The following is a 13,400-nucleotide window of genomic DNA, read 5'->3' as shown; positions in this document are numbered from 1 at the left end:
GGTCCACCCCGATGTCCACCCCCACCGCCCCAGCTCCAGCCCCAGCCGGCGACCGCCGGAGTCTCTACAAGGCGTTCGCGGCGAGCCTGTCCGGCACTTCTCTGGAGTGGTACGACTTCGCCGTCTACAGCTCCGCCGCGGCACTCGTCTTCGGCGACCTGTTCTTCCCGGGCAGCGATCCGCTGACCGGCACGCTGCAGGCCTTCGGCACCTACGCCGTCGGCTACATCGCCCGCCCGCTCGGCGGCATCGTCTTCGGCCGGCTCGGTGACGTGATCGGCCGCAAGAAGGTGCTGGTCGCGACCTTGCTGATCATCGGTGTCGCCACCTTCTTCATCGGGCTGCTGCCGACCCATGCGCAGGCCGGGGCTCTTGCACCGACCCTGCTGGTGTTCCTGCGGTTCGTCCAGGGCGTCGGCGTGGGTGGCGAGTGGGGTGGGGCCGTCCTGCTGAGCAGTGAGTTCAGCCAGGCCGGGCAGCGCGGCTTCTGGGCCTCGGCTGCTCAGGTGGGCCCGCCCCTCGGCACCCTGATGGCCAACGGAGTACTGGCGGTGCTGGCCGGGCTGCTGTCCGAGGACCAGTTCATGAGCTGGGGTTGGCGGGTGGCGTTCCTGCTGTCCGCGGTGCTGGTTGCCTTCGGGCTGCTGATCCGGACACGCCTGGAGGAGACTCCGGTGTTCCGGGAGTTGGAGGCGCGCGGCGACCGGCCTACGGCGCCGGTGACCGAGGTACTGCGTACGCAGACGCGCGGGCTCGTCGCGGCGATCCTGGCCCGAGTGGGGCCCGACGTGCTCTATGCGCTGTTCGCCGTGTTCGTGCTGACCTATGCGACCAAGAACCTGGGGATGAGTCGTGGGCAGGCTGTCACTGCGGTACTGGTCGGGTCGGCGTTCCAGGTCGGGCTGATCCCGCTGTCTGGCTGGCTTTCCGATCGCTACGGGCGACGGCTCATCTATGGCATCGGGGCCGTGGGTGGAGCCATCTGGAGCGTGGTGTTCTTCGCGATGGCGTCCTCGCTGGCCACTGTGCTGCCAGGCGTGGTGATCGGGCTGGTGTTCCACTCGCTGATGTACGGACCGCAGGCGGCGTTTGTGTCGGAGCAGTTCACCGCACGACTGCGGTACACGGGTAGCTCGCTCGCCTACACCTTCGCCGGCATCATCGGCGGGGCACTGGCGCCGCTGGCCTTCACCTACTTCTTGGCGAAGACAGGCACGGGCTATGTGATCGCGCTCTACATCGTGGTGGCGTGTGGGGTCACCATGATCGGCCTGCGGCTGGGGCGAGCCGTGCAGGACGAGGAGTCCCCGGTGCCCGCGGCTGCGGTCACCCCTGCATGAGGATGGAGCCCGTGGTGTCTAGGTGGCGGAGGATTGCCGCCTCGGCCTCGGCCGGGTCTCCCGAGGCCAGGCCGTCCACGATCGCCTGGTGCTCGGCCAGTACTTCCTGGCGCCTAGTGGCGCTCCGCTGCAGCGCCACTACTCCCAGGAGCACGTGCCGAGCACGCAGGCTCTCGTACAGCCGGCCAAGCACGGTGTTGCCCGCCGCCTCCACCAGTAGCGCGTGGAACTGGCTGTCCAGCTCGATGAACACCTTGGCGTCGCCCACCTCGACGATGGCCCGCTGCTGGTCGAGCACTGCGGACATGGGCGCCACCGGAGCGCCGTCGGGAGCGGCCAGGCAAGTAGTGGCGGCCCAGCACTCAATGACTCCCCGCGCCTGCATCATCTCGGCGATCTCCCGGCCAGGCAGGGGTGCCACGAAGGCGCCCCGGTGCGGGACGAGTTGCACCAGGTCCTCCGCCGCCAGCATGAGCAGGGCCTCACGGACCGGAGTACGGGAGATTCCCACCTCGGTGGCGACGGCTTGCTCGTTGATGAACGTGCCGGAGACCGCGGGATCGCTCAGCACGGTCCCCCGCAGGTACTGGTAGGCACGGTCGCGGCCGGAGTCCCCACTCAATTGCATACTCAATGTATACAGCCTTGGAGGGTTTATGACATCCCTGCGCGTCGCGGCGGCACAGGTCAGTACCGGCGCGGATCCGGTGGCCAACCTAGCCACCGCCACCGAAGCGGTACGCCGGGCAGCCGCGGCTGGGGCCTCGCTGGTCGCCCTGCCGGAAGCGACTCTGGCGGCCTTCGGTACCGATCTGCGGGCGATCGCTGAGCCATTGGACGGGCCGTTCGCGACCGGGCTGCGCAAGGTGGCGGCCGAGCTGGGCGTGGTGATCGTCGCCGGCCTCTTCGAGCCTGCTGACGACGGACGGGTGCACAACACGCTGCTCGCCACTGGCCCGGGCGTCGAGGCGTCGTACCGGAAGATCCACCTGTACGACGCCTTCGGATCGCGCGAGTCGGACTTGGTTGCTCCGGGCAAAGACCTGGTGACGATCGAGGTGGCCGGCGTCCGGGTCGGCCTGGCGACTTGCTACGACCTCCGCTTCGCCGCCCAGTTCACCGACCTGGGCCGAGCGGGCGCCGAACTGATCGTCGTACCGGCATCCTGGGGCGCAGGCCCGGCCAAGGAGGACCAGTGGGACCTACTGACCCGCGCACGAGCCTCAGACGCTCAATCCTGGCTACTGGCTTGCGACCAGGCCTGGACCCCACCAGTCGGCACCGACCCCCTAGGCATCGGCCGCAGCGCCCTGATCGACCCCCTCGGCCACGCCCGAGCGCGGCTAGGCGCCGAGGCCGACCTCCTGGTGGGCACGGTGGACACCGGGTTGTGCGCCGCTGTCCGGGCGCGCGTCCCGATCCTCTGACCCTGGTGAAGGGCTAGGCGAGGCCGTCCTTCTTCATGCGGGCGTTGTACTCGCGCATGCGGGGTGGGTAGCCGACTACGGCGGCGTCGTACGAGGGGATGCCCATGCTGTTGGCGAACTTGTGCGCCCACTGGACCGTGGGCACCCGGCGGCGGGTCCACTCGCCGTCGATGGCGACCAGCAGCATCGTGTAGTCGGTCACCGCCGTCCGCGGCTCGACGAATCCCTCGACACCTTGCCGTGTCTGGGCGAACTCCCGCAGGTGCGCTTGGTCAGGTGTGTCCGACTTACGCATCGTGCCCGGCTTCTGCCGGCGACCGAACCACTTCATGGAGGTAAGTGTCCACCATTCCCGCAAATCCGGCCCGGAAGCGACGCGGGCGGGCAACGGTGACAAGATGACGCCCGGGCCGGAACTCCGCGATCCGGGGCCGCCCGCCGACCTTGACGCCCCACGGAGGAACCTCGTGACGAACACGGCAGACAGCAGCAAGACGTACGACCTGGTGATCCTCGGCGGAGGCAGCGGTGGTTATGCCGCCGCGCTGCGCGCCGCAGTACTGGGGATGTCGGTCGCACTGGTGGAGAAGGACAAGCTCGGCGGTACCTGCCTGCACCGCGGCTGCATCCCGACCAAGGCCCTGCTGCACGCCGCCGAGGTGGCCGACTCGGCCCGCGAGAGCGAGCAGTTCGGTGTCCGGACGACGCTCGAGGGCGTCGACATGGGTGGCGTGAACAAGTACAAGGACGGCGTCGTCGACCGGCTGTTCAAGGGCCTGCAGGGACAGATCAAGTCCCGCGGCATCACCGTGATCGAGGGTGAGGGACGGCTGACCTCCCCGACCACGGTCGCCGTCGACGGTACGACGTACCAGGGTAAGAACGTCATCATCGCGTCGGGCTCGTACTCGCGCTCGCTGCCCGGGCTGGAGATCGACGGCAACCGGGTGATCGCCAGCGAGCACGCGCTGACGCTGGACCGGGTGCCCGAGTCCGCGGTGATCCTCGGCGGCGGCGTGATCGGCGTCGAGTTCGCCAGCGCGTGGACCTCGTTCGGTACCAAGGTGACGATCGTCGAGGCGCTCCCCCGGCTGGTGCCGGCCGAGGACGCCGACTGCGGCAAGGCGCTCGAGCGGGCCTTCCGCAAGCGCAAGATCGGCTTCAAGACCGGTACGTCGTTCGAGTCGGTCGACACCCACGACAACGGGGTGCGCGTGACCGTCGCCGGCGGCGAGGTGATCGAGGCCGAGGTACTGCTGGTCGCCGTCGGCCGCGGGCCGAACACGGCCGGCATCGGCTACGAGGAGGTCGGGATCGCGCTCGACCGTGGCTTCGTCACCGTCGACGAGCACCTGCAGACCAGCGTGCCGGGCGTCTACGCGGTCGGCGACATCGTGCCGGGCCTGCAGCTCGCGCACCGCGGCTTCCAGCAGGGCATCTACGTCGTCGAGCACCTGGCAGGGCTGAACCCGGCCCCCATCGACGAGACCGGCATCCCGCGCGTCACCTACTCCGAGCCCGAGGTCGCCTCCGTCGGCCTGACCGAGGAGCAGGCCAAGGCGAAGTACGGCGAGGTGGAGATCCTCAACTACAACCTCGGCGGCAACGGCAAGAGCCAGATCCTCAAGACCCAGGGCTTCGTGAAGCTCGTCCGCGCCAAGGACGGCGCCGTGGTCGGCCTGCACATGGTCGGCTCCCGGGTCGGCGAACTGATCGGCGAGGCGCAGCTGATCTACAACTGGGAGGCCTTCCCCGCCGACGTCGCGCCGCTGGTGCACGCCCACCCGACCCAGAACGAGGCTCTCGGCGAGGCGCACATGGCGCTGGCCGGGAAGCCCTTGCACTTCCATGAATAGTTTTTGACGCTCCTACCGGCGGGTCCTGCTGACCCAGATCCCGCCGGTTCGGGCGGCACCGTAGGCTGAACTCGACCGATCAGACGAAGGAGCAACGACCGTCATGCCGACCTCTGTATCCCTGCCGGCCCTCGGGGAGAGCGTCACCGAAGGAACCGTCACCCGCTGGCTCAAGCAGGTCGGTGACACGGTTGCCGTCGACGAGCCCCTGCTGGAGGTCTCGACCGACAAGGTCGACACCGAGATCCCGTCCCCCGTGGCCGGCACCCTGCTGGAGATCAAGGCCGCCGAAGACGAAACCGTAGAGGTAGGCGCTGAGCTAGCCATCATCGGCGACGCCGGCGAATCCACCGGCTCCGACTCCGGCGCCTCCGCCAACGGCCAGGCGGCTCCCGCTGAGGCCGCCCCGGCTGAAGCCGCGCCACAGGCGCAGGCTGCTCCCGCCGAGGCTGCTCCGGCCGCCGAGGCTCAGGCTGCGCCGCAGGCGCAAGCTGCCCCCGCTGCCGACGTCGCACCACAGGCTGACGCTTCGTCTTCTGCTGCCGAGGCCGCTCCGGCCGCTGGCCAGGCGTCCTCTGGCTCCGCCTCCGGTACGTCCGTCACGCTCCCCGCCCTGGGCGAGAGCGTCACCGAGGGCACCGTCACCCGCTGGCTGAAGCAGGTCGGCGACGACGTAGCCGTCGACGAGCCGCTGCTCGAGGTCTCCACCGACAAGGTCGACACCGAGATCCCCTCGCCGGTCGCCGGCAAGCTCCTGGAGATCAAGGTCGCCGAAGACGAAACCGTCGAGGTAGGCGCCGAACTGGCCATCGTCGGCTCCGGCGACGCCGCCCCTGCCGCAGCTGCTCCGGCAGCCCCCGCTCCCGCTGAGTCCGCCCCGGCCCCCGCAGCTCCGGCTCCCGCAGCTGCTCCGGCTCCGGCAGCGCAGGCTCCAGTAGCGCAGGCTCCGGCCGCCGCAGCCCCGGCCCCGCAGGCAGCACCCGCCCAGGCTCCGGCCCCGCAGGCAGCTCCGCCCGCACAGCCCGCCGCTCAGGCTCCTGCCCCGCAGGCCGCCCCCGCACCGCAGGCTCCGGCCGCCGCCCCGGCACCGCAGTCCGTGCCGGCACCGGCTCCGGCCGCGTCCTCGAACGGCTCCTCCTCCGAGGGCCCGAACTACGTCACCCCGCTCGTCCGCAAGCTCGCGGCCGAGCACCAGGTCGACCTCAGCGCAGTACAGGGCACTGGCGTCGGTGGCCGGATCCGCAAGCAGGACGTGATCGCCGCCGCCGAGGCCCAGAAGGCCGCGGCTGCCGCAGCTCCGGCCCCGGCCGCCGCTACCTCCGCCCCTGCCGCGAAGGCTGCCGCACCGGTCAGCCCGCTGCGTGGCACCACCGAGAAGATGAGCCGGATCCGCAAGGCCATCGCCAGCCACATGGTCAACTCGCTGCACGTCTCGGCGCAGCTGACCACCGTGGTCGAGGTCGACGTCACCGAGATCTCCAAGCTCCGGAACGCGAAGAAGGCCGAGTTCGAGGCCCGCGAGGGCGTCAAGCTGTCCTTCCTGCCGTTCTTCGCGCTCGCCGCGGTGGACGCGCTGAAGCAGTACCCGAAGCTGAACGCCTCGATCAACGACGAGGCCGGCGAGGTCACGTACCACGCGGCCGAGCACCTGGGGATCGCCGTCGACGCCGACAAGGGCCTGATGGTCCCGGTCGTGCACAACGCCGGCGACCTGAACATCGCCGGCCTGGCGAAGAAGATCGCCGACCTGGCCGCGCGCGTCCGCACCAACAAGGTGCTGCCGGACGAGATGGCGGGCGGCACGTTCACGATCACCAACACCGGTAGCCGGGGCGCGCTGTTCGACACCCCGATCCTGAACCAGCCGCAGGTCGGCATGCTCGGCACCGGCGCGGTCGTCAAGCGCCCGGTCGTGATCACTCACCCGGCGCTCGGCGAGACGATCGCCATCCGGCAGATGGTCTACCTGGCGCTGACCTATGACCACCGCCTGGTCGACGGCGCCGACGCCGCGCGCTACCTGACCGCGGTCAAGCAGCGTCTGGAAGAAGCCCAGTTCGACGTCTGATCCCACGGACCCGAACAGAACGCAGGCCACCGTCCGGCCTGACCGATTCGACGAAGCGCAGGCCGCTACCGGCCTCGCCGACTCGATGAAGGTCAGGCCGGCGTCTGGTCTCACGGAGAAGTCGGAGCTGTGTGACTGATGAAGTACGTGCTCGCCGGTTCATCCGGCTTCCTCGGCAAGGCACTCGCGCGTGACCTGCTGGCCGACGGCCACCAGGTCACCCGGCTGGTCCGGCGCGAGCCGTCCCAGCCGAGCGAGGTCCGCTGGGACCCCGCCCGTGGGCAGCTCGATCCCGCCGCACTCGCGAACGCCGACGTCCTGATCAACCTGGCCGGCGCCAACATCGGCCGCCCGTGGACCCCGACGTACCGCAAGACGATCCGCGAAAGCCGGGTCAGCACAACAGCCACCCTCGCCTCCGCCGCCGCCCAGCTGGACCGCCCGCCGGTCTTCATCACCCAGAGCGGTATCGGCGGCTACGGCAAGGACTGCGGCGACGAGATCCTCACCGAGCAGTCCGAACTCGGCGAGGGATTCCTCGCCGACGTAGTACGAGTCTGGGAAGGCGCCGCAGACCCGGCCCGCGAAGCCGGCTGCCGAGTAATCGCCCTACGCACCGGCGTCGTACTAGACCGCTCGGCCCCCGCCTTCCAACTGCTCTCACTCCCGTTCCGCGTAGGCGTAGGCGGCCGCCTAGGCCCCGGCACCCAGTACTTCCCCGTAGTCTCCCTGACCGACTGGCTACGCGCCGTCCGCCACTGCGCCGAGAACAACGAAGTCGCCGGCCCGGTAAACGTCACCCTGCCGACCCCCATCACAAACCAGGACTTCACCAAAGCCCTGGGCGCGGCGATGCACCGCCCCACCCTGATCCCGGTCCCATCCTTCGTACTCACCACCCTCCTAGGCGAATTCGCCTGGGAACTAATCGGCAGCAAACGCGCCCTCCCCAACACCCTCCTCTCCACCACCTTCACCTTCACCCACCCCACCGCCCAACCCGCCCTAACCTCAGCCCTCGCTTAACCCATCTGGCGCGGACACCCCACGGCACAACCCACTCGGGCCAAACCCGAAGCGTCAACCAGCGGCGAACCCGTCCAGTCACAAGAGCGCTCAGCTTGCGCAGTCCCCTCAGCAAGCGCCGTATTCGAGTCACCGTCGCCGGAGGCAACCACCTCACCGCACGACCAGCCTCGAGTCTGCCCTCACCTGACGCGGCCTCCTCCTCCGGCCTGTACGCCGCTGCCATTCAACTTCGCTGGCCGGCCGCACGCCGGCCTTGGACACCAACGGCGACCGGACACGCAATGCTTGGCCGAGGCGATCATTGGGCATTCGAGGTCACCACGAGTCGCATCATCAGCGCACCGCCACGGCGGCCGGGACAGGGCGCTACCCGGCTACGCGGGAAACTATTTGTCGCCAGGTGCAAGTTAGTTACCACTTAGGCATCTCAGCTCGACTATCCAGCCCGACGCGGCAGATGCCCGCGAGGTTGATTGGCGCGATTCGACCACTGCGCTGGCGGGTGGTCGGCGCAGTGCTGGCGGTGGTCGGCGCAGTGCCGGCGGCTGGTTGTCGCACGGGGCGGATCGTTCGGCGGATCGCTCTCGGTCTGGTCGTCCGCGTCGCGTGATAATTGGCCTTGGCTGGCTGGTCAGGCTTTGGTGATTGCCGAGATGCGCCAGGTGGTGGTGTCGGTGGTGAGGGTTATGCGGCGGGCGGTCGGTTTGCCTGGTGGGAATTCGGTTCGCTGGCCTGAGGTGGAGATTGCCACGCCTGAGACGAGGCGGTCGACGATTCGTAGGACGACGGTTTTCGGGCCTGGGGTTTCTATTGTCACGGTCTCGATCTGCAGGCGGAGGCCTTCTATCCGGAGGTGTTGGTCGCGGTAGGAGGCGAGCAGGGCGCGGTCGGCGGACCACGGCGAGCTGCCCGGGACGTAGATGGCGTTCAGGTCGGCGGGGTCGAGGGTGGCGAACGCGTGGGAGCGGCGTACATCCAAAGCCTGCAAGGTCTGTAGCCAATTGATGCCTTCCGCTGACTGCGTCGGCTGAGCCGATGGCGGTGGAGTGCGTTGTGGGGTTGTCGAGGTGGCTTGTGAGGTTGGTTGGGTGGATTGGTCTGCAGTGGCGGTGGAGCCGGTGGCGGGGTGGCCGAGGACTCCGACGGTTACCAGGCCGATGAGGAGTGTTGTCACTGCGCCGGCTCCGCAGGCGGCGAGGATCCCGTAGGCGGCGCGTCTGGTACGTAGGACCTGGAGTACGGCCTGGCTCGCGGTTTGCCGGGGAGACAAGGTCTTTGCCTGGCGGCCTGCCCTCCTGCGGTGCGTCGGACGCGCCAGCCGGCCTCGCCCTCGACGACGGGTCAGCGACTGCCGCATGGCGGCTGGTGTGTGGGATGTGGTGGCGCTCGCCGCAGCAGGTGTTCCCGCGTACGCCGGCCAGGGGTTGTGAGAGGAGATGGGAGGAGAGGGTGAATCCGCTGATGTGGGCCGGACAGCGGCGAAGGCGGAGGGAGCAGTAGCGGTCGCTGCATGGAACGTGGCCGGTGAGGCGTGCGGCGTGGGCCCCGTTGTACCGGGTGTGGTTTCGGCCGCGCCGGGCGTGGGTTCGGCAACACCGGGCATGGGGTCGGCGGTGCTGGGTGTGGGGGTGGGGTCTTTGGTGAAGCCGAGGTCTATGGGGAGGGGGTGGGCTTGGTGGAGGGCCTGGTGGGCTAGGACGTCGGGGGATGTGGTGAAGAGGGATGGCGGGAAGGTCTTGGGGGTGCCGCCGGACTGATGGGCGATGGTGGACAGGGCGGCCAAGTCGGCTTCGGGGGGTGTTGGTGGGGAGAGCGTGCGGAGGCCGGTGTCGGTGATGACGGGGCGGCCGTCGGCGTCGAACATGATGTTGTGGAGGTCGAGGTTTCCGTGGGTGATACCGGCTCGGTGCAGGGTGGAAAGGGCTTGGGCCAGCGGGCTGATCAGGGTCACCAGTTCGCCTGGTGACAGCGCGCCTCGGCGCTCCAGTAGCGACGTCAGAGTGCCGGCGGCGACGTACTGGCTGAAGAGGAGCCACTCGCGGTCTGACTCCCTGACCTCGAGCAAGCGGGCGACGTGTGGGTGGTCGATGGTGCAGGTCAGTTCGAGGTCGCTGAGGAAGGCGGACTTCACCGCTACGGCGGACTTGGGGATGCGTTTGAGCACAGTGTGCCGACCGGTGGCCAGGTTCCGGAGCAGCCAGACGGTGCCGGCTGATCCAGACCCAAGCCCACGGCGCAGGCTGTAGCCGGAGATGTCTTCGAGTGCCATACCCAAGAGAGTGCCCGGATCGGCGCCGGCGCTCCGGAAGTTATCCACAGCCACCGCCCCGAACGGGGTCCTGTGGATGGCGGCGAACGGCCGTCGAACGGGACGCCTACACTCGAAGACGTGAGGGCTATCAAGTATGTGGAGGCCGGCTTCGGCACCGACGCGGTGGACTACGAGACGGCCTGGGCCGAGCAGCGACGACTGCACGCGCAGGTTGCCGAGGGCACCGGGTCCGACACGGTCATCCTGCTCGAGCACCCGCCGGTCTACACGGCCGGCAAGCGCACCGAGCCACACGAGCGACCACTGGACGGTACGCCGGTGGTCGACGTCGACCGCGGCGGCAAGATCACCTGGCACGGCCCGGGGCAACTGGTCGGCTACCCGATCGTGAAACTGGCATCACACGTGTACGTCGTGGATTACGTCCGCCGGCTGGAAGAGGCGCTGATCGCCGTCTGCGCCGACCTCGGTGTCCGGACCGGGCGGGTCAAGGGCCGCAGCGGCGTGTGGGTGCCCGCGGACGAGCGCGGCCGGGAGCGGAAGATCGCCGCGATCGGGATCCGGGTCTCCCAGGGCGTCACGATGCACGGGTTCGCGCTGAACTGCGCCAACGACCTGGCCTGGTACGACCGGATCGTGCCGTGCGGGATCTCCGATGCCGACGTCACCACGTTGTCCAAGGAACTCGGCCGGGAGGTGGCGATCGCCGAGGTTCTCGCGCCGGTACGACGTCACCTGGATGTGCTGCTGAGCTGGCAGGACTACGTGCGGAGCCCCGATCTCGAGCACGCGGACGAGGCTGCCCCGGCGGGAATCACGTACGGCCTGACAGTCTGACCGTCCGGGAGGACGTAAAGATTGAGCGAAGTGTCTGCGCTGTGCTGAGCGTAAACGTCGCTACGGTGGGGATGTGTCCAAATTTCTCGGCTTCCTCCTTGGCATCGCGGTAGCGCTCGTCGGGCCGGCCATCTTCGGCGTCCTCGCGGCGGACGGCGGTATCAAGCTGAACGCGAAGGAGATGGCGCTTGCCTACGGCATCGGTGCGCTGATCTTCTGGGCCGTGGTGTCGTACTTCTCGGGGGCCGCGGCCCTCGGGGCGGCACTGACCTTCGGCGCCATGATCTACACCGTGCACTGGATCCCCAACCGGCTGACGAACTTCCTCAACGACGTCCCCGGTGTGACGACGGGGATGATCGACGGGATCAAGCAGTACACGCTGAACGGCGTGGTGCCGATTCTCGCGGTGATCTCGCTCGTCTTCGGCATCCAGTCGATCGTGCGGACCGTACAGCGGCGCCGGCGCGAGCGGGCCGAGGCGGACCGCCTGCAGCGTGAGCAGGAGGCCGCGGTCCGGGCGCAGCAGATGCCGGAGCCGGCCGCCGCGGCGGCGTATCCGGTTGCCGGGGGCGACTATCAGCCGGACAACCGGTTCGCTGGGAACTTCGGGAACAACAACTACGACGACCTGTTCGAAGAGGAGCCGACGCCGTTCACGCCGCGGAGCCAGGCGGATGAGCAGACGGCGCAGTTCGCTCCGGCCACGGCGCCGATGCAGTACTCCGACGAGCAGCGAGACGACACGTACGACGAGCAGGCCGATGCCGCCGACGAGACGATGCTCGTCCCCACGGACTCGGACGAGACCGCACTGGTCCCGACCAGCGACAAGACCGTTGCCCACGGCTCCGACGCCGACGCCGACGCCGACGCCGACGAGACGGTAGTAGCCACTCCCCCGCAGGCGGCGGCCCCTGCCCTGCACCCGCAGAGCGAGGTCGCGCAGAGCGCTGCTCCGCAAGAGGACGAGGGCGAAGCCACCCAGCCGGTCCCGGTCCCAGACCCAGAAACAGCCAAGCCCCTTGCGCCGCGAGTAGCCGGCGGTCAACCAGGCCCTGCCGCACCAGAAGCAGCCAGCGGAGTGCCGCAGAGCGCCGCACCGCAAGCCGCGGCTGAGGCTGCTAGGGAGCAGATGCCGGTGGCTGAGCCTGAGGCTCCCAAGCCGAGTGCGGCTTTTGAGGTTGACGGCGGCGAGGCTACCCAGCCGATGCCGGTTGCGCGGCCGGAGGCTCCCAAGCTTGCAACGCCGCCGGAGGCTCCCAAGGCTGCTGCGCCGTACGTCGGGGTGGAGGACGCGGGCGAGGCTACGCAGCCCGTGCCCGTAGCTCAGCCGGAGGCTCCCAGGCCCTCAGCGCCGCAGGCGGGTTTGCTGCGGAAGGAAGAGGTCGGGCAGCAGTACCGGGAGCGGATGGATCCGCCGGACGTCGACGACACCGGCGAGTTCTTCGTGGGAGCGTTCGAGAACCCCCCGGAGCACGCGACGCAGAAGATGGAGCTTCCCGGCCAGTTCAGGACCTGATCCCCTTAAAGCACAAAGCAAAGAGCCCTCGCCACAGCGAGGGCTCTTTCGTTGTCAGGCTACGTGCATCCGCTGGTACTGCCCCCAGCGCGCATGCTCGGCGAACGCCTCGTCGTACGCGTTGCTGGCCATCTTGCAGACCTCCGCCGCCATCTGCGCCCGCGGCGATTCGGTGCTCCAGGCAATCATCAGCCGGCGATGGATCGGGTCGCCGAGCAGCGGCCGGGTGGTGACATCGCTGGAAAGCATCCGGTACGACGTAGGCGAGATCAACGCGACGCCCTGCCCACTCGTCACGAACCCCATCAGCACCGACGTGTCCACCGAGTGATGCTCGACCTTCGGCTGGAACCCGGCCCGCTCACAAGCCCCCCGGAACAACACGTGGAACCCACTGTCGTCCGGCGGCTCGCCGATCCACTCCTCACCCGCCAGATCGGCCAGGTCGATCTCACCGCGATGCCGGCTCGCCACCGCCTTCGGGTGATCCGCAGCCAGTACTACGTAAGCCGACTCCGACTCGACGATCGTGCGAGCCTCGACCCCGGTCGGCATCCGCAGCTCGAAGCCGGGGAACTCCCGAAGCAGGGCGAAATCGAGCCGCCCGCTCTCGAGCTGCTGCAAGAGCACGCTGGTGGCCCACTCGACCTCGATGCTCACCTGCTCGATCTCGCCGTGGTCGCGCAGCCGGCTGGCGATCCCCGACATCGGTGCCGTCGGGAACCCACCCAGCCGTACCGCGCTCGACTCGACCGCGGTCATCGCCGACACCGTCGCGGACAAGTGGTCCACGTCGACAAGGATCGCGCGCGCCCGATCCACGGCGTACCGGCCCAGGGCGGTCGGCGTGACGCCCGTGCGGGAGCGCTCGAACAGCTCACCGCCGAACGCCGACTCGATCCGTTTGAGCTGAGCGGTCAGGCTCGGCTGGCTCACCTTCAGCCAGCGGGCAGCCCGACCGACGGAACCCGCTTCTGCCACCAGGACCACCACCCGCAGGTGACGCAGCTCGACGTTCATGCATTGAGACCGTAGTCCACCCGTCGCGC

General features: G+C 69.0%; 11 protein-coding genes. 7 read left to right on the top strand and 4 right to left on the bottom strand.

The window, feature by feature from the left end:
• Positions 1-11: 11 nt before the first annotated feature.
• Positions 12-1,340, top strand: a complete 1,329-nt coding sequence (locus G3I17_RS18455; RefSeq protein ID WP_164597832.1) for an MFS transporter — start codon at positions 12-14, stop codon at positions 1,338-1,340.
• Here G3I17_RS18455 and G3I17_RS18450 read toward each other — a convergent pair.
• Complete coding sequence (locus G3I17_RS18450) at positions 1,327-1,968, bottom strand: GntR family transcriptional regulator (RefSeq protein WP_164597830.1); 642 nt, start codon at positions 1,966-1,968, stop codon at positions 1,327-1,329. The two genes, G3I17_RS18455 and G3I17_RS18450, sit on opposite strands and share 14 nt — an antisense overlap.
• Positions 1,969-1,996: 28 nt before the next feature.
• On the opposite strand from G3I17_RS18450, the gene G3I17_RS18445 reads away from it, so the two are divergent.
• Positions 1,997-2,767 carry a nitrilase-related carbon-nitrogen hydrolase gene (locus tag G3I17_RS18445; RefSeq protein ID WP_164597828.1) on the top strand — a complete coding sequence of 257 codons (771 nt, stop codon included), beginning with the start codon at positions 1,997-1,999 and terminating at the stop codon, positions 2,765-2,767.
• Positions 2,768-2,780: 13 nt separating this feature from the next.
• Here G3I17_RS18445 and G3I17_RS18440 read toward each other — a convergent pair whose 3' ends face one another.
• Positions 2,781-3,098, bottom strand: coding sequence for a hypothetical protein (locus G3I17_RS18440; RefSeq protein WP_164597826.1), 318 nt, complete (start codon positions 3,096-3,098; stop codon positions 2,781-2,783).
• Between the two features lie 136 nt (positions 3,099-3,234).
• Between G3I17_RS18440 and lpdA the strand changes: the two genes are divergently transcribed.
• The 3 genes from lpdA (at position 3,235) to G3I17_RS18425 (ending at position 7,717) form a co-directional block, all read left to right on the top strand.
• Positions 3,235-4,623 (top strand): dihydrolipoyl dehydrogenase, encoded by a 1,389-nt coding sequence (lpdA, locus tag G3I17_RS18435; protein WP_164597824.1) that lies wholly within the window; start codon positions 3,235-3,237, stop codon positions 4,621-4,623.
• Positions 4,624-4,726: 103 nt separating this feature from the next.
• Positions 4,727-6,691 (top strand): 2-oxoglutarate dehydrogenase, E2 component, dihydrolipoamide succinyltransferase, encoded by a 1,965-nt coding sequence (gene sucB, locus G3I17_RS18430; RefSeq protein WP_164597822.1) that lies wholly within the window; start codon positions 4,727-4,729, stop codon positions 6,689-6,691.
• A gap of 138 nt (positions 6,692-6,829) precedes the next feature.
• On the top strand, positions 6,830-7,717 hold the full coding sequence (locus tag G3I17_RS18425) for a TIGR01777 family oxidoreductase (RefSeq protein ID WP_164597820.1): 888 nt from the start codon (positions 6,830-6,832) through the stop codon (positions 7,715-7,717).
• A gap of 634 nt (positions 7,718-8,351) precedes the next feature.
• Here the strand turns inward: G3I17_RS18425 and G3I17_RS41670 are convergent.
• Complete coding sequence (locus G3I17_RS41670) at positions 8,352-9,989, bottom strand: protein kinase (protein WP_164597818.1); 1,638 nt, start codon at positions 9,987-9,989, stop codon at positions 8,352-8,354.
• Positions 9,990-10,109: 120 nt separating this feature from the next.
• On the opposite strand from G3I17_RS41670, the gene lipB reads away from it, so the two are divergent.
• Entirely contained in the window at positions 10,110-10,829 is a 720-nt protein-coding gene (gene lipB / locus G3I17_RS18415) for a lipoyl(octanoyl) transferase LipB (protein ID WP_164597816.1), read from the top strand.
• A gap of 73 nt (positions 10,830-10,902) precedes the next feature.
• Complete coding sequence (locus G3I17_RS18410) at positions 10,903-12,351, top strand: hypothetical protein (protein WP_164597814.1); 1,449 nt, start codon at positions 10,903-10,905, stop codon at positions 12,349-12,351.
• A gap of 54 nt (positions 12,352-12,405) precedes the next feature.
• Here the strand turns inward: G3I17_RS18410 and G3I17_RS18405 are convergent, their stop codons facing one another.
• A complete protein-coding gene (locus G3I17_RS18405; protein ID WP_164597812.1) occupies positions 12,406-13,371 on the bottom strand; it encodes a LysR family transcriptional regulator in 966 nt (321 codons plus the stop codon).
• Between the last annotated feature and the right edge of the window lie 29 nt (positions 13,372-13,400).

Source organism: Streptomyces sp. SID13031, from assembly GCF_010548305.1.
Classification (GTDB): Bacteria; Actinomycetota; Actinomycetes; order Propionibacteriales; family Kribbellaceae; genus Kribbella.
Note: the sequence above shows the minus strand (reverse complement) of the source record. Positions and strands in the feature narration are given on the sequence as shown.